Annotated in this window: 12 protein-coding genes; 8 read left to right on the top strand and 4 right to left on the bottom strand. The window is 39.0% G+C overall.

Translation table 11 applies throughout. The annotated features are described in order from the left end of the window. Positions 1 to 27: 27 nt before the first annotated feature. Positions 28 to 2106 carry an HD family phosphohydrolase gene (locus KYH19_RS06105; RefSeq protein ID WP_370630290.1) on the bottom strand — a complete coding sequence of 693 codons (2079 nt, stop codon included), beginning with the start codon at positions 2104 to 2106 and terminating at the stop codon, positions 28 to 30. Between the two features lie 118 nt (positions 2107 to 2224). On the opposite strand from KYH19_RS06105, the gene KYH19_RS06100 reads away from it, so the two are divergent. The 8 genes from KYH19_RS06100 to KYH19_RS06065 all read left to right on the top strand — a co-directional run bounded on the left by KYH19_RS06100 (position 2225) and on the right by KYH19_RS06065 (position 11599). Then, entirely contained in the window at positions 2225 to 3082 is an 858-nt protein-coding gene (locus tag KYH19_RS06100; RefSeq protein WP_219077979.1) for an SPFH domain-containing protein, read from the top strand. A 4-nt stretch (positions 3083 to 3086) separates the two neighbouring features. Continuing rightward, positions 3087 to 3608, top strand: a complete 522-nt coding sequence (locus KYH19_RS06095) for a hypothetical protein (RefSeq protein ID WP_219077978.1) — start codon at positions 3087 to 3089, stop codon at positions 3606 to 3608. A 2-nt stretch (positions 3609 to 3610) separates the two neighbouring features. Then, positions 3611 to 3778, top strand: coding sequence for an Arc family DNA binding domain-containing protein (locus KYH19_RS06090; RefSeq protein ID WP_083488688.1), 168 nt, complete (start codon positions 3611 to 3613; stop codon positions 3776 to 3778). A 1143-nt stretch (positions 3779 to 4921) separates the two neighbouring features. Beyond that, a complete protein-coding gene (locus KYH19_RS06085; protein WP_219077977.1) occupies positions 4922 to 6097 on the top strand; it encodes an acetyl-CoA C-acyltransferase in 1176 nt (391 codons plus the stop codon). 35 nt (positions 6098 to 6132) lie between these two features. After that, on the top strand, positions 6133 to 7029 hold the full coding sequence (locus KYH19_RS06080) for a hypothetical protein (protein ID WP_219077976.1): 897 nt from the start codon (positions 6133 to 6135) through the stop codon (positions 7027 to 7029). A 136-nt stretch (positions 7030 to 7165) separates the two neighbouring features. Continuing rightward, on the top strand, positions 7166 to 8761 hold the full coding sequence (locus KYH19_RS06075) for a peptide MFS transporter (protein ID WP_219077975.1): 1596 nt from the start codon (positions 7166 to 7168) through the stop codon (positions 8759 to 8761). Positions 8762 to 8826: 65 nt separating this feature from the next. After that, positions 8827 to 10308 carry a peptide MFS transporter gene (locus tag KYH19_RS06070; protein ID WP_219077974.1) on the top strand — a complete coding sequence of 494 codons (1482 nt, stop codon included), beginning with the start codon at positions 8827 to 8829 and terminating at the stop codon, positions 10306 to 10308. Between the two features lie 514 nt (positions 10309 to 10822). Then, positions 10823 to 11599, top strand: coding sequence for a polyprenol monophosphomannose synthase (locus tag KYH19_RS06065; protein ID WP_193423814.1), 777 nt, complete (start codon positions 10823 to 10825; stop codon positions 11597 to 11599). A 60-nt stretch (positions 11600 to 11659) separates the two neighbouring features. Here the strand turns inward: KYH19_RS06065 and KYH19_RS06060 are convergent, their stop codons facing one another. The 3 genes from KYH19_RS06060 to dinB all read right to left on the bottom strand — a co-directional run bounded on the left by KYH19_RS06060 (position 11660) and on the right by dinB (position 17021). Then, positions 11660 to 12169, bottom strand: a complete 510-nt coding sequence (locus KYH19_RS06060) for a YdeI/OmpD-associated family protein (RefSeq protein ID WP_132396186.1) — start codon at positions 12167 to 12169, stop codon at positions 11660 to 11662. 527 nt (positions 12170 to 12696) lie between these two features. Further along, positions 12697 to 15708 carry a DNA polymerase III subunit alpha gene (locus KYH19_RS06055; protein ID WP_219077973.1) on the bottom strand — a complete coding sequence of 1004 codons (3012 nt, stop codon included), beginning with the start codon at positions 15706 to 15708 and terminating at the stop codon, positions 12697 to 12699. A 2-nt stretch (positions 15709 to 15710) separates the two neighbouring features. Continuing rightward, complete coding sequence (gene dinB / locus KYH19_RS06050) at positions 15711 to 17021, bottom strand: DNA polymerase IV (protein WP_132396190.1); 1311 nt, start codon at positions 17019 to 17021, stop codon at positions 15711 to 15713. Between the last annotated feature and the right edge of the window lie 133 nt (positions 17022 to 17154).

The following is a 17154-nucleotide window of genomic DNA, read 5'->3' as shown; positions in this document are numbered from 1 at the left end:
TAAAACAAGTTATCCAACAAAAAAAAATTATAAAATTTGTTGATAATCTATACGCACATGATAGATACTCATCAGCATCGTCTTGAATATCAATTTGATAGTCTCAATATCTTTTAGCGTCAAATCGCAGTCATCTAACTGATTTTGCTCCAATTTGTAGTTAATTATACGTTCAACGATATCATTTATGTTCTGCGCATCGGGATTTTTCAGACTTCTTGAGGCAGCTTCGACCGAATCGGCTAACATTAACACACCCGTTTCTTTGCTAAAAGGTATTGGTCCGGGGTAGCGAAAAATGTTTTCGTCGACAAATTTTTCAGGTGTATTTTTCAAAAACGATTGATAAAAATAATCAACCCGGGTATTTCCATGGTGCGTTCTGATAAAATCAATAATCGCTTCAGGAATCTGATTTTTTCTTAAAATTTCAATTCCTTTGTGCACATGCTGAATAATGATCTGCGCACTTTGCTCATAAGGTAATTTATCATGCGGACTCACAGCCGTATTTTGGTTTTCAATAAAATACTGTGGATTGTCTACTTTACCAATATCGTGGTATAAAGCCCCTGCCCTTACCAGCACAGAATTACCACCAATTTTAAATATCGCAGCCTCAGCAAGGTTGGCTACCTGTAAAGAGTGCTGAAAGGTTCCAGGCGCTTTAAAAGCAAGCTCTCTTAACAGTTTATTATTGGTATTGGTCAACTCAATTAAGGCCACATCCGAAGTAATACCAAAAATACGTTCGAACAGGTAAATTAACGGATAAGCCAAAAGCGATAAAAGTACGCTAAAAACAAAAGGAATAAAGTTCAACCATTCTATTTCGCGGAAAGATCCTTCGCGCAGTAAGGCAATGCCTACAAAAGAAACAAAATAAGCCAGTAGAATAAATAAGGCGGAAACCAGGAATCTTTCGCGTTTGACGAAGTTTTTTATACTGAATATGGCAACCATACCCGCAGTAACCTGATAAAATACAAATTCGAAACTATTGGCCACAAAGAAACCGGCAATTAAAATCACCAGCATATGGAGGTAAAGTGCCAAACGCGTATCAAACAGGATCCTGATGATAATAGGTACCACACAGAACGGAATGTAGTATAAACTTGGGATTTCCATCTTAATGGCCCAGGTTAAAGCAAGTAGCATCCCCGTGGTTACAATGAGGATTAGGGAGAGCTGACGGTTATCGGCAAAAATATCCTTCCGGAAAAGAAAAAGGAACGACATTAAAATAGCCAATATAAAAGCAACCAATATCACCTGCCCCAGGTAAACCAATGCCCTGCTGCCGATAGTTTTGGTTTGTGCATCGTAAGTAGCTTTGTAAGATTCCAGTTTCTGATAAATTTCTTCGTCAATCACATCATTCTTGGCCACAATTAGTTCTCCTTTTTGCACCATCCCTTTCGTAGTAGAGATATTGTTAACTGTATTGTCTTGTATGGTTTGCGTTAACCGCTCATCAAATACAATATTTGGAGTAATATGATCAATTGCGAGGTTTGCCACCAGATCACCCATTACCTGGTTAGGAGCCTTAAAATTATCTTTAAAAAACATCAGGGCCGATTCTGCGGTAAAAACATCCTGTGTATTTTTCTCCTGTGCCACATTATTTTCAAGCAAAGAAAAGTCGTAGTTTTTACCACCAGCCTGGTGTTTCACATTTAAACCAATAATTCCTCTCTGGTAAATACGCTGCAACAATTTATAGGCAGCACTTTTATATACATCCCTGTCCTTTTCATTAAGCTGTTTTGATTTCCATTTCACATCAAATTCATTGGCAAACTCTTCCAATGCATTTGCAGTAATGCCCCTATCCAATTGGTAAACGGGCAAAATATCTTTTAAGGCATTTTTTTTATCTGCACTAACCTGCGGGTTGGTTTTTAAAATAGCAAAACTGAAAGGCGAAATCAGATCCTTGTTTTTCCATACCGCATTTTTTTCGAACTCATATCTAAACCGGGGTTGTTTGGGCAGGAATAGCGTAATAATGAAAACGGTAAATATCATCATCACATATTTCAGGTTTGATGAATATTTCCGGTAAAGGATCTTGTGTGAATTTCTCTTGATTTTAGCCAAAACGATGTAATTATTGTACTGTCAAAAATAGCATTTTTATCTAATATACATTTTACCGGTTTTGTTTGCAATTACCAGATTTTATATTTTACTTTATGATATCAAATTAATATCAATTATGTATCAAGAAAAAATTATCAATCCGCCATCTGGCTATTTAACATTCGCAATAAGCATATTATTGCTGGCTGCTTCCATTTTCTGTTTTGTTTCAGAATTTTTTTTCTGGGGAGGGATTTTATTAGCCATAGATATATTTTTACTATTTCCGGGCTTTTTAATCATTAACCCCAACCAATCGATGGTACTTACCCTGTTCGGAAAATATATCGGTACGGTAAAAGCCGATGGTTTTTTCTGGGTAAATCCACTAACCACAAAAAGACGCTTATCGTTAAAAGCCAACAATTTAAACGGGCAGCAGTTAAAGGTTAATGATAAACTTGGCAACCCGATCGAAATTGCCGCTGTGGTGGTTTGGAAAGTAAACGAAACTGCCAAAGCCGTTTTCTCTGTAGAAAACTACATGCAATATGTAAACATCCAGAGTGAAGCTGCTGTAAGGCATTTAGCCAATATCTTCCCATACGACCATGCTGAAGGGGAAGAAACCAGTATTACCTTAAAAGATGGCGCTGAAAAAGTAAGTGAACTTTTAGAAAACGAACTGAACGAACGTTTATCGCGCGCAGGCATCGAAGTTTTAGAGGCCAGGATTTCGCATTTGGCTTATGCGCCGGAAATTGCCAGCGCCATGTTACAGCGCCAACAGGCCACAGCAGTAATTGCAGCCCGTAAATTAATTGTAGAAGGCGCCGTAGGTATGGTAGAAATGGCATTAGAGAAATTATCACAAAAAGGGATTGTTGATCTGGATGAAGAGCGTAAAGCAGCTATGGTAAGCAATTTATTGGTGGTTTTATGCGGAGATCGCCATGTACAACCTGTAGTAAACACCGGAACCTTGTATAATTAAGCTAATGGAATTTGAAGAAAAACATGGATTGAAGATCTGGTGGCTTTATCTGGTTACGGCAGCCACTATATTTCCAACAGCGGCCCTACTTATTTTCCATAATAATGGCTTAAGTATCGCTGAACTTAAAGAGATGTGCTTCGCCCCGGTTTTAGCGCTCCTATCTCCGTTTTTAATCATTTTTTTAGTGCAACAGCACAAGCTCACCCTAAAGATAACAGCTGAAGAGGTTTCTTTCCGGTATTCCCCTTTTCACTTAACATTAAGTCATTTCCGTTGGGAGCGTATTGAAAAAGCGTACATCAAAAAGTACGATGCATTTTCTGAATACGGGGGCTATGGAGTAAAAAACCGGCTCTGGTTTAAATTTAAAGATAAGGCTTATTTATTAAACGATAAAAACAGAGGATTACAACTGGAATTTAAAAACGGCAAAAAACTGTTGTTCAGTTCTAATAAAATAGAAGATCAGGAGATGTTTTTGATTAATTTAAAAACGAGGTATAATATACAAGCAATACAATAAGAATGGCGGAGAAAGATAAAAAAGCTTTTGTATTAAGAATTAGTCCTGCTTTATTAAAAGAAGTAGAAACCTGGGCTGCCGATGAGTTTAGAAGTACGAACGGGCAGATCGAGTTTCTACTCACGCAGGCATTAAAATCGAGAAAGAAAGGCAAGGCGAAAGAGGAATAAAAGCAAGACTTCCGAAGTTTTCAAGCCCAGGGCATCAGCAAACTTCGGAAGTCTGTTAATATTTGGGCGTTCCCCAAGCTACGCAAGGGTCGGGCTTTTTCAGGGCTGCGCTTCGCTCCGGTACCGATGAAGGATCGGTACTGAACCCTTACAATCCCTAACGCGAACCCACAGTTTAAATTAAACCTATCAGGTTTCAGAAACCTGATAGGTTTGTACATTAATAAATTTCCTCCACCCAGCAACCAAACCCAAGCAGCACCAACCAAGGTAATTTAAACCTGATGGCAGCGGCAGGCCCGAAGTATGAGGGCTACAGCGAACAGCAGGACTGAATAAACCCAAAGAAACACTGCAGTACCTTTCCAAAAACCTATAAAACATATTATTTCAAATGTGCTAAAATCATTTTTCCACGTTATTTTTAAACCTCACAGGTTTTAATTTCTGCCCCAAGCAGCACCAAACCCATTAATTTAAACCTGATGGCAGCGACAGCCCCGAAGAATGAGGGCTACAGCGAACAGCAGGACTGAATAAGCCCAAGAAACACTACAGTACCTTTCCAAAAACCTAATAAAACTTATTGTTTCAAATGTGCTAAAATCATTTTTCCACGTTATTTTTAAACCTCGCAGGTTTTAGAAACCTGCGAGGTTTTTATTTCTGCCCAAAGCACCACCAAACCCATTTAATTTAAACCTGATGGCAGCGACAGCCCCGAAGAATGAGGGCTATAGCGAACAGCAGGACTGAATAAGCCCAAGAAACACTACAGTACCTTTCCAAAAACCTAATAAAACTTATTGTTTCAAATGTGCTAAAATCATTTTTCCACGTTATTTTTAAACCTCGCAGGTTTTAGAAACCTGCGAGGTTTTTATTTCTACCCAAACAGCACCAGCCAAGGTAATTTAAACCTGATGGCAGCGACAGCCCCGAAGAATGAGGGCTACAGCGAACAGCAGGACTGAATAAGCCCAAGAAACACTACAGTACCTTTTCAAAAACCTAATAAAACTTATTGTTTCAAATGTGCTAAAATCATTTTTCCACGTTATTTTTAAACCTCGCAGGTTTTGGAAACCTGCGAGGTTTAACTAACTTAGCGGCCTAACCAAAAATTCATAAAAATTAGTTTACATGAAAGAAGTTGTTATTGTATCAGCTGTGAGAACGCCTATAGGTAGCTTTGGAGGCTCATTAGCTCAATTTTCCGCTACTCAACTCGGTGGTTTTGCCATTAAAGCAGCCATTGAAAAAGCTGGACTAAAACCAGAACAGATCCAGGAAGTATATATGGGCAATGTTTTATCGGCTAACGTTGGACAAGCACCTGCTACACAGGCTGCAAAATTAGCCGGATTGCCAGATTTACCTGCCACAACCATAAATAAAGTATGTGCTTCGGGTACAAAAGCAATCATGCTTGCCGCACAAAGTATTGCAAATGGCGATAATGAAATTATTGTTGCCGGCGGTATGGAAAGCATGAGCAATGTTCCCTACTACCTGGATAAGGCAAGAAACGGTTATCGTCTGGGCCACGGACAGGTTACAGACGGTTTAGTAAAAGATGGCCTTTGGGATGTTTACAACGATTACCACATGGGTTCTGCAGCCGAACTTTGCGCTACCGAATGCCAGATTAGTCGCGAAGAACAGGATAATTTTGCCATCGAATCTTACAAAAGAGCACAAGCCGCACAAACTTCAGGTAAATTTGCTGGTGAAATTATAGCCGTTGAGGTTAAAGACCGTAAAGGAGAGGTTACTTTAGTTGATACGGACGATGAGCCCACAGCTGTTAAATTTGATAAAATACCGTCATTAAAACCGGTTTTCAAAAAAGATGGAACTGTAACTGCAGCAAATGCTTCAACTTTAAACGATGGCGCAGCAGCATTGGTTTTAATGAGTGCAGATAAAGCAAAAGAGCTAGGTTTAACACCTTTAGCTAAAATTTTGGGTTACGCTGATGCGCAACAAGCACCAGAATGGTTTACCACTGCACCATCAAAAGCAATTCCCTTAGCTTTACATAAAGCCGGTATCAACATAAAAGATGTAGATTATTTTGAGATCAATGAGGCATTTTCTGTGGTTTCTATCGCAAATAACCAACTTTTAGAACTAAACGATAACCAGGTTAACGTTAACGGTGGTGCCGTTTCCTTAGGTCACCCACTTGGCGCATCGGGCGCCCGGATTGTAGTTACCTTACTTTCGGTGTTGGCGCAAAATAACGGAAAAATCGGCGTAGCCGGAATCTGTAATGGTGGTGGTGGTGCAAGTGCCCTCGTTATCGAGAAATTATAATCTTTGGTTTTGCAGCGTATGGCGTATTTGATTGTATGAAAGTTATCAGATTTTACATCCTTTTAATCATTGGAACACTGAGCTTAAACCTAAAAGCACAGCAATCACCAAACACTTTAAATGTTTTCCAGGATACACTGATTAAAATATCGGCAAGAGTTGTTGCTGCGCAAAACGATGCTCAAAAATTAGAAATAAACGGTGGTTTTGTAAAAACATTGGTTGATGCTTTAAAAGTCTCCAATTCTTTTTCTTATCCTTTCGATTCGCTTAAAAATGTATCTGTAATTAAATCACCAGATCAGGCTTTTAGAATTTTAAGTTGGTATGTACTGCTCGAAAACGGTACATACCGCTATTATGGCGCCGTCCAGATGAATACAAAAAGCGGCGCGTTGAAACTTTACCCCTTAATCGATCAAACCGATAATCTTGGCGATCCCAACGTCATTACCAATAATCAGAAATGGTTTGGTGCCAGGTATTATGAAATTGTTCCGGTAACCAGTGGAAACCGATTGCCTTATTATATACTTTTAGGCTGGAAGGGTAATACCCAAATAACGACCAAAAAGGTAATCGATATTCTTTCTTTCGATAAGGATAACCTCACTTTTGGCGCTCCCGTTTTTGATGGCAAAGAACTAAAAGGAAAAAACAGGATCATATTTGAGTATGCCAAATCAAATGCAATGACTTTAAAAACGGATCTGAAAGCAGGCATGATTGTATTTGACCATCTTGCTTCTTTTGATCCTGAAATTAAGGGAAAGTTTGAATATTATGGATCAGACGGCACTTTTGATGGCTTTAAAATTATCGGCGGAAGGCTGAAATTGCAAGAAGATATTACGCTTAACAATGATCCAAATTCGAGTGATGAGCTTTATGCAGACCCAAAGAAAAATGTTAAACCCATCAGAAAGTTTTAATTCTTAACAAACCATTTACCTTACTCCTTACTTAAAAATTTGTGAGTTTGGCAATCGCTCACTATATTGCGCCCTGCTAACTAGCTTAAACAACACACAAATTCTGAATTCATAAACTAAAACCAACAAATGTTTTATGCAAACATCTAATGAAACCATTAGTATTGACCATGATAAGGAACTAGACCTCCACTTAACCAGTCAAGGCGTTTCTCCAGAAAAATTATTTAGCCATCCGGTTGGCCTTTTTGTACTCTTTTTTACTGAAATGTGGGAGAGATTCAGTTATTACGGAATGCGGGCCATTTTGGTTTTGTTCCTGATTAGCGATTTGAGCAAAAACGGTTGGGGTTGGCCAAGGCCTGAAGCCTTACAACTTTATGCTATTTATACCGGTTTGGTATATTTTACACCAATACTTGGTGGTTTAATTGCCGATAGATTTACAGGTTATAGAAAAGCGGTGATTATCGGTGCTTTTATCATGACCCTCGGTCATGCCGCAATGGCTCTTGAAGGGGTTAGCACCAATTTTTTCTATGTTGGTTTGCTTTTATTAATTATTGGTAACGGATTTTTTAAACCAAATATTTCTTCAATTGTAGGTAAACTTTACCCTCCTATTAGCGATAAAAAAGATAGTGCTTATGCCATATTTTACATGGGTATTAATTCCGGTGCATTTATCGGGATGTTGATGTGCGGTTATATCGGCGAAAAAGTAGGCTGGCATTATGGTTTCGGCTTAGCCGGTGTATTTATGCTTTTCGGAATGCTACAGTTTTATTTCGCACAAAAAATATTTGGGGTAATCGGTTCGGCAGTAGATAAAACTAAAGCGGTAGAAAAAGCAGATCCAACGATAGAAGAAATTCCTAAAAAAGTTAGAAGTCAACGTTTATGGGTAATCGCCATTTTGTCTATTTTTACCATTTTCTTCTGGATGGTATTTGAACAGGCAGGCGGATCGATGACGATTTTCGCAAAAGATTATACCTTAAGAAACTTAACAGGAGGAGCAGCTACAACCTTTAAATGGGTAGATGCCATCCTGACCATATTTCCATTGGTAGCCGTAACTTTTGTGCTGTTTTCATTAGCGGGCAAAATTTTCAAGAAATATCCGGCAACTATTTTATTTACGTTATTGAGTTTTGCCATTATCTGGGTATTGGCCATCTGGAAAGTAAGCAGAGAAATGGGCTCGGTAAGTACCGAAGTTCCGGCTTCCTGGTTTAGTGTATTAAACTCATTCTTTATCGTATCACTGGCGCCTATCGTTTCCAAAATATGGGAAACCAAATTTAACCCAAGCGGGCCTGTAAAATTTGGTTTCGGTTTAATTTTTGTAGGCATCGGTTTCGCAGGCTTAGCTTATGGCGGTTCGTCTATTCCACAAGGAGCCACTTCAGCACAAGTAAGTTTATTCTGGTTAATTTTTGCCTATTTCTTCCATACTGTTGGCGAGTTATGTATCTCTCCCGTTGGACTATCGTATGTAAGTAAGCTTGCACCTTCGAACCTTGTGGGTTTAATGTTTGGTGTATTTTTTACCTGTACTGCCATTGGTAACTACCTGGCCGGAGCTACAGGATCATTAATTGACAAAATAAGCGCCGCTTATTCAATTTCCACTTTCTTCCTAATATTCACCATAATACCAATTGTAGCAGGTTTAATTATGTTTGCCATAAGCCCTATTCTGCGCAAATGGATGCACGGTGTTCACTAATAAAAAAAATAACTTTTACCCAAAAGCCCGATTTTCATCGGGCTTTTAATTTTTAAACCTATTTAATGGAAAAAACAGTTTCAATAGAAGAGATTCAGAATTTTGAAGGAAAATACCCGAAACAACTCTGGCATTTATCGCTGGTAGAAATGTGGGAGCGTTTCTGTTTTTATGGAATGCGTGGGGTATTGGCGTTCTTTATGGTAGAACAACTGGGTTTAAGCGACCAAAAATCGAACCTGCAGTACGGTGCTATACAAGCCTTTGTTTATGCTTTCACTTTTATAGGTGGTATTTTTGCCGATAAGATTTTAGGATTCAGAAAATCTCTTTTCTGGGGTGGAACTTTAATGATTATTGGAAACTTAATCCTGGCTTTCTCTCCACACGATTTATTTTATATAGGCATTACCCTATCTATTATCGGAACCGGTTTTTTTAAGCCCAATGTTTCATCAATGGTTGGCGAATTATATCACGAGAAAGATAATCGCAGAGATGCAGGATACGGACTTTTTTATGCAGGTATTAATGTAGGTGGCTTACTGGGTGGTGCCATGTGTATTTATCTGGGTAAATATTACAACTGGCATTTATGTTTCTTATCTGCTGCCCTGGTAATGATGTTTGGCTTAGGTACGTTCATTTTTACTAAAAAACACTTAGGTCCTATCGGGAGTTCACCATTACTGCACCTTAAAAAATCAAAACAGCAGCTATGGGAAATAACCGTTTATGCGGGTTCGATACTATGCATCCCATTGATTTATATCATGGTAAAAAACACGGCCTTTACCGATTATTTCATGTACACCATAGGCGTTGTTGCCCTGGTTTATTTCCTATACGAAACCTTTAAAATAAAAGATAAAAAAGCACAATATAAACTATTGGCGGCATTCGTCTTTATCTTCTGCTACTTCATTTTTATGGCCATATCTGAACAAAGTGGCGGTTCGCTTTCATTATTTGCAAAAGATAACCTGGATCATAAAATCCTCTTTTTCAACATCGACCCCAATGTGGTAAACAATAGTGTTAACTCGCTTTTTGTTATTGTTTTTAGTCCGATTGTTGGCATTTTATGGCTTGGCTTATACAAACGTAAAATAGAGCCCAATACCGTGGTAAAATTTGGAATCGGTTTTCTTTTACTGGCTTTGAGTTTTTATGTTTTTTATGCCACCAGGTTCTTCGCCAATGTACAGGGCATTAGCTCGTTAAATGTATTTACGCTAGCTTATTTATTGTTAACCCTTGGCGAGCTTTGTTTGGGGCCAATTGGGATGTCGATTATTACGAAACTCTCGCCAAAGAAAATGTTCGGTATGATGATGGGACTTTGGTTTTTATCAAGTGCTTTTGGTCAATTGGCTGCCGGAAAACTGGGTGCAGAAATGTCGAGTATCGACAATGCTTCACTACCAACTAAATTAATGGCTTATACTGAAGGTTACAAAGCATTGGCCTTATATTCTTTAATTGCAGGTTTGGCATTGATTATTTTTTCGCAGCTGGTTAAAAAGTTAATGCAGGAGGTGAGGTAAAAAAAGGTGTCGTCATTTCGACCGTAGTGGAGAACCCGAAGGCTCTGCGGAGCAAATCTTTTTATATCGTAAAAGTGAAAATAAAAGAGTCTTCGACTACGCTCAGACTGACAATGCTTTAAGAAGCATATTCAATAAGATTTGGAAAGGAACGGACTGGAGTTCTTGGCATCTTCAGTCCCGCCATTTGCTATAGTCCCTCTTTTCAATCGGGCGCTACCGCTGCTGTCGGGTTTAGGAACAACGGTTCAGTGACTTAAAATCTAATTCTGCGCAGATCTGAAAAATCAGCGGGAAACAATATGGTCTAAGATATATTGAGGAATAATGGCATTAAATAGATCCTGAAACAAGTTCAGGATGACGACCTCGGGGGATAAATCATGTGGAATTCATGAAAATTCATAACGGTTTCATATTTAATATTTACTTTCGCATTTTAAAAGCAATTGCCAACTACAAATATCAAATACAAAGGCCAAAAGCTTATATTATTTAATAAACCACAACAAACGTGTCAGATAGTTTAGTCATCATTCCAACCTACAACGAGAAGGAAAACATCGAAAAAATCATTAGAAAGGTTTTTTCTTTAACACAACCTTTTCATGTTTTAATTATTGATGATGGTTCTCCTGATGGAACTGCTGAAATTGTAAAATCGCTGCAAAAAGAATACGAAGGGCATTTATTTATTGAAGAGCGTGCGGGTAAACAAGGTTTAGGCACAGCATATATTTATGGCTTTAACTGGGCATTACAACATGATTATGCCTACATATTTGAAATGGATGCCGATTTCTCTCACAACCCGGATGATCTGGCTCGCTTACGCGAAGCCTGCGTAAATGGTGCAGATGTAGCCATTGGTTCCAGGTACGTTAAGGGTGTAAATGTAGTAAACTGGCCAATGGGCAGGGTTCTAATGTCATATTTTGCTTCAATGTATGTGCGTATGATTACCCGGATCAACATTCAGGATGCTACGGCTGGTTTTAAATGTTACCGTAAAATTGTACTGGAAACCATTCCATTAAATAAAATTAAGTTTGTTGGTTATGCGTTTCAGATCGAAATGAAATTCACCGCCATTAAATTTGGCTTTAAAGTAGTGGAAGTTCCCATCATCTTCACCGACCGTACCGAAGGAACATCAAAAATGAGTACCCGTATTTTCAGAGAAGCTTTTTTAGGTGTAATCCAGATGAAAGTTTGGAGCTGGTTTAGAAGTTATAAAAGGGAGTCAGGAGTCGGGAGTCCTAAGTCAGGAGTCCGAAGTCCAGAGTCTTAAATCCACATCGCCCAGTTCTATTGACTTCCGGCTAAAGACTACAGACTTAGGACTAATAAATTAAGACTTCCCTTGAGATTCCCTGATCATTGCGCCAAAGTCCTGTCCTTTGTCCATGGCTTTAACGGTCATTACAATTCTTTTAGTACGGGTAGGTTCAGTTTTAGCCTGGTTAATCCAGTTGATATAATAGTTCTGATGCGATTTAGGCTGTTTTAAAAAATTTTGGATTAAATGTTCTTCTTCTGACAAGCAGATTTCCAGGTCTTCAGGCATTTCGATTTTAAAATCCTTATCTTCTTCCAAATAAAGTTCAACGCTTGCTCCGGCTTCTTTTTTTAATTTTTTACGGACTTCGCCCTTTAAGGCAATAATAAAATCACCCTCTCCCATTGGCATGGCTGCCATACCATTAATCTCCAACTGATCTATTTTCCCTTTTACCCTGAAACTCTTTTTACAATCTGGTTTAATTTCATTGGCCAAAGCAGCCGGAATAAACACATAACTCCAGCCTGTTTTCTCACCCATGGTTTCGAAACGCTCTATTTCTGCTTTAAAGTGGATCATGGTTTAAATATAGAAATTATGATAAAGAAAAGCCATTAACGATACAATCGTAGAATTATCATGCACGCGTTGGAAACGCGCGCAAGCGGAATTTAAGGAAAATATAAGCTTAAATGAACTTCTATTTCTTATATGGTAAATAAGTTTTTAAAATTGATGTAGAAAAGATTCTTCGCTGTACTCAGAATGACAGATTTAAATAAAAAAGTTATCATTCGACTACGCTCTAAATGGTGATTCAGCACCTAATTCCATTGCACTACCAGTATATCTAAAACAATTCTTCAGAAGAATAAAATCATGATTCGGCTCAAAGAAAGCCAAATCATGAGCCGATTAGCAAGATTAATCGGCTCATGATGTTAAGAATGCATTTTGAAATTTATAACAATTGAGCTTTTATTGTTTTGATTATATAAGGGTTAAGGAACATATAGCTATCGGATGAAGCAATGCAGAATGAAGAGATCTATCGCGATAGATTTCTCGACTACACTACGTTCCGCTCGAAATGACGATGAAACGATTTAAATCGCTATCGGGTTCATCTGAATATCCAATTTAGCGAACTTTAGAACCTCAATGCTCTGGAAGCCAAAATCTTCTACCACTTTACCTAAAATAAGGTAACAGCCCTTTCCTTTAAAAGGATACATGGGGGTGGTATTGGGAAAATGGGTAGTATCAAAAAAATCGCCGTTTGCATCTAAAAAAGTGCCGAACCACATTTTGGTATTTTTAATAGTATGTACTGTTTTTTCACAAACATAGTTCCCTACCATCCTTACCGTTTTACCCAAATGTTTGTGCATATCGGCTGCCATGGTATCGCCTCGATAAGGTGTTTTCAGAAAATCGAACATTTTATAATTGAGCGGATAACCCAATAACTCTAGTTCTGTGTAAGCATTTTCGAGTTCGGAATCGGCTAATGCCGGGAGTTGATAAGTTTTGTAACTCAGCTTAAAAAGCTCGGCATGATTCACTTTCTTCTGTTTAAAGCCAAGGTAGTTATGCACATCCCAAAGCAGGGTTTTCCGGTCTTTTCCGGTAAAACGTAATGCACCTAACCGGATTAAAATAATGGCCTGTTCGAGTGAAATGCAGGTTCTTTTCACAAAATCTTCAAGATCGAGGTACTGGCCGTTTGCTTTACGTTCTAACGGGATGGTCCTGATATTTTTTTCTTCCAATCCCTGAATTCCGATAAAACCCAGGTAGGCATCTTTGCCTGTTATGGTTACCACTTCATCGCTATGGTTAACACAAGGTAAATGCACCCTGGCGCCAGTTTTTTGCAGTTCGTGCACGTAAACCCATCGACTGTAAAAACCACCATAGTTATTGAGCACGGCAACCATAAATTCCATAGGATAATACGTTTTAAGGTAAAGGCTCTGGTAACTTTCAACGGCAAAAGAAGCTGAATGCGCTTTTGAAAAACTGTAGCCGGCAAAAGAAGAAATCTGTCGCCATACTTCGTTAACCAACTCTTCTGAATGTCCCTGGCGCCGGGCCGAAACCTTAAATTTGTTCACCAATTCATCAAAAGCCAATTTAGATCGGTATTTACCACTCATGGCCTTGCGCAACACATCGGCATCGGCCAGATCTAAGCCTGCAAAATAATGGCAAACTTTGATCACATCTTCCTGATACACCATTACGCCATAGGTTTCGCTAAGCCGCTCTTTCATCACCTCGCAGAGGTACACCACTTTATCGGGCGCATGGTAACGCTCGATATACGATTTCATCATACCAGAACTGGCCACCCCGGGACGGATGATCGAACTGGCGGCCACCAGGGTAAGGTAGTTATCGCATTTCAGCTTTTTAAGCAATTGCCGCATGGCTGGCGATTCGATGTAAAAGCACCCTATGGGTTGCCCTTCTTTAAGGATATCGTTTAGTTTTTGATCTTTTTTAAAAGCTGGAAAATCATGGATATCAATAGCTCTTCCTTTATTCATTTTGATCAATTGCACGGCCTCGCGGATGTGTCCAATGCCCCGCTGACTTAAAATATCGAATTTTTCGTAACCTATGGCTTCTGCCTCATACATATCCCATTGCACTGTTGGAAAACCTTTTGGCGGCATATCCAATGCGGTATAATAGGTAATCGGTTCTTCTGAAATCAAAATTCCTCCTGCATGGATAGAACGTTGATTGGGCATACTTTTCATGTAACGGTGCACGGCCAAAAGCTTCTGGTAAGTAGCATTAAGCAAATTTTCCCGCTCTTTAGTAGGATCGGTAAAGCTGTCTATTTCTCCTTTAGGTAAACCCAATACCTTACCAATTTCCCTGATGATTGCCCGGTCTTTGAAAGTGCTCATGGTACCCAAAAAAGCAACATGCCATTTAGGATAGCGTTCAAAAATATAACGCTGTATCACTTCTCTTTCATCCCATGAAAAATCGATATCAAAATCTGGTGGGCTTGTTCGTTTTTCGTGTAAAAACCGTTCGAAATACAGATCGAGATCAATCGGATCTACATCGGTAATGCGCAAACAATAGGCTACAATGCTGTTGGCGCCCGAGCCACGGCCTACGTGATAAAAACCTCGCTCATACATTGCATAATGTACGATATCATAGGTAATGAGAAAATAGGCACAGAAATTTTTAAGTTCGATAATCCGCAGTTCTTTTTCCAAACGCTTAAGGGCTTCTTCATTATTTTCGACATAACGATATCTAAGTCCTTCTTCGGCCAGCTCCCGAAGCATTTTTTTATCTCCTTCGAAATCTCCTGTATAAAAAAACTTGTTTTTGGAGGTAGGTACATTGCCATCCTCAAAATAAACACTTAAATCGCAGCTATTGATCAGCTTTTGCGTATTTTGGACAATAAAAGGGTATTGTTCAAACTGCTGTGTAAGTTCGGCTTCAGGAATCAGAAATTCATCGGGATCGCATTTTTGTTCCTCAGCTACTTTACTTAAAAGCGTATTGAGTTCTATAGCCCTTAAATATTCGTGTAGCCGATAAGTAATTTTGTCGCCCACCGTAACAGGATGCCACACCAGCAGTTTTTCTTTCTGGCCCAAAAGCGGATGTTTGTATAAAAGATTCAGCTGTTTTCCACGCACACCTATATATTCATTTTCTTTTAACGTTTGATTAAAAGTTTTATTAAAAGGATAAATAATGTATACATTTTCCATTTGGGGAGGAACCTCTGGCAATGGAAGGTTGTAGATGTTGTGGTGACTTAAAAATTCATTCAGCTCCCGCATGCCTTCTCTGTTTTTGGCAATGCCTACGTATAACAGCTTGTTATCGATTCGAAATTCGATTCCGGCAACAGGTTTAATCTGATAAGGAATATTGCCCCTGTGTATTTCGTCGGCTTCTTTGGCAATGCCTTGCTTATAACACTCGCGAATAAACTCTACTGCACCGGTTGAGTTGTTAATATCGGTAAGAACCATTTGATGGATCCCTAAACGCCGTGCAGTAGCAATCAGTTGATCAATGCTCTGCGTACCATATTTCAGGCTGTAAGAAGAATGAACATTCAAAAACATAACTACTCGTAAGATTTGGTACCTGTTATTCCTTTTTCGCTCATAAAACTTCTGATTTTCGAACGTTTCCTTACTTCCGGCTCTTCTTCTGTTTGGTTTTCGATTAAAATTTTCTTTTTACGGGGATTGTACTTAATTATTTTTCCTTTTTCATCGCGGGGTGGTTGGGTAACAATAGAGGCTTTTACTACAGCTTCGGCACCATAACTGTTACGCACCTTATCCATGGCCTGGCAAAGACTATATTCTTCTTCGGCGATATCATATAAACCAATCTGTTCGTAACCACTCACCAGGTGCGAAAGTTTTACACCCACCAAGCGCAACAGCATCCGTTTTGAATATACCTTTTCGAACAGGTTATGTGCTTTGCTGATTAGAAATGAATCAAGCGAAGTATAAGGAATTCGCTCCTGCTGGGTAACGGTTTCGAAATTGGTGTAACGCACAGTTACCGTAATGCAGGCAGTTAGTTTTTTCTGATTACGCAGTTGAAAGGTTAGTCCGCTAACCATTCCGGTTATAATAGCCTTCAATTTAGCCATATCCATGGTATCACTTTCGAACGTGGCCTGTGTACCGATTGATTTTCTTTCGCGGTAAGGCACCACCGGCGAAAGATCGATCCCGTTTGCTTTTTGCCACAAACTTAAACCATGTTGCCCTAAAATTTTAAACATGAGCTGTTGTGGAATCTGCGTAAGCGTAAGGATTTCACGAACACCCATTTCGCTTAATTTTTTATAGGTAGCATGGCCAATACCCGGAATTTTATGAATAGCCAGGGGATCAAGAAAGGGCCGCAATTCAGGAAAAGTAACCTGTCGTTCGCCACCGGGTTTAGATTCGTTGGTGGCTATTTTGGCTACGGTTTTATTGATCGACAAACCAAAAGAAATGGGCAATTTCATCTCTTTAATAAGGGTTTGCCTGAGTTCTGATGCGAATTTCATACAGCCAAAAAAGCGATCCATACCCGTCATATCGATATAATGCTCATCAATACTGGCTTTTTCGAAAAGAGGAACTTTATCGGCAATAATCTCAGTAATCTCGTGCGATGCTTTGGAATATTCCTCCATATCGCCTTTTAAAAATATAGCCTGGGGGCACAGTAATTTTGCCGTCCTGCCAGGCATCGCAGAATGTATGCCGTACTGACGTGCCTCGTAACTGCACGAAGCTACCACTCCCCTATCGCCGCCGCCACCGATAATTACGGGTTTACCCAACAACCTGGGATTTTTTCTGATTTCTACAGACACAAAAAATGCATCCTGATCCATATGAATAATCTGCCTTTCTTTATCCATTCTTGTATTATAAGGGGATGATTTAAATCAAAAATACTAATATTTTTAGCTTAATAAAGATTTTAATTATATTAATTCCTAACAAGATACTAACAATTTTAGTTTTTTATTTAATACAACAGCGAGCTAGAAA

It is taken from the genome of Pedobacter sp. D749, assembly GCF_019317285.1.
Taxonomy (GTDB): domain Bacteria; phylum Bacteroidota; class Bacteroidia; order Sphingobacteriales; family Sphingobacteriaceae; genus Pedobacter.
Note: the sequence above shows the minus strand (reverse complement) of the source record. Positions and strands in the feature narration are given on the sequence as shown.

Excerpts from the sequence above, each read along its gene's own strand:
- KYH19_RS06100 (WP_219077979.1), top strand. The coding sequence starts at position 2,225 with ATGTATCAAGAAAAAATTATCAATCCGCCATCTGGCTATTTAACATTC.
- KYH19_RS06095 (WP_219077978.1), top strand. The coding sequence starts at position 3,087 with ATGGAATTTGAAGAAAAACATGGATTGAAGATCTGGTGGCTTTATCTG.
- KYH19_RS06090 (WP_083488688.1), top strand. The coding sequence starts at position 3,611 with ATGGCGGAGAAAGATAAAAAAGCTTTTGTATTAAGAATTAGTCCTGCT.
- KYH19_RS06085 (WP_219077977.1), top strand. The coding sequence starts at position 4,922 with ATGAAAGAAGTTGTTATTGTATCAGCTGTGAGAACGCCTATAGGTAGC.
- KYH19_RS06080 (WP_219077976.1), top strand. The coding sequence starts at position 6,133 with ATGAAAGTTATCAGATTTTACATCCTTTTAATCATTGGAACACTGAGC.
- KYH19_RS06075 (WP_219077975.1), top strand. The coding sequence starts at position 7,166 with ATGCAAACATCTAATGAAACCATTAGTATTGACCATGATAAGGAACTA.
- KYH19_RS06070 (WP_219077974.1), top strand. The coding sequence starts at position 8,827 with ATGGAAAAAACAGTTTCAATAGAAGAGATTCAGAATTTTGAAGGAAAA.
- KYH19_RS06060 (WP_132396186.1), bottom strand. The coding sequence starts at position 12,169 with ATGATCCACTTTAAAGCAGAAATAGAGCGTTTCGAAACCATGGGTGAG.
- KYH19_RS06055 (WP_219077973.1), bottom strand. The coding sequence starts at position 15,708 with ATGTTTTTGAATGTTCATTCTTCTTACAGCCTGAAATATGGTACGCAG.
- dinB (WP_132396190.1), bottom strand. The coding sequence starts at position 17,021 with ATGGATAAAGAAAGGCAGATTATTCATATGGATCAGGATGCATTTTTT.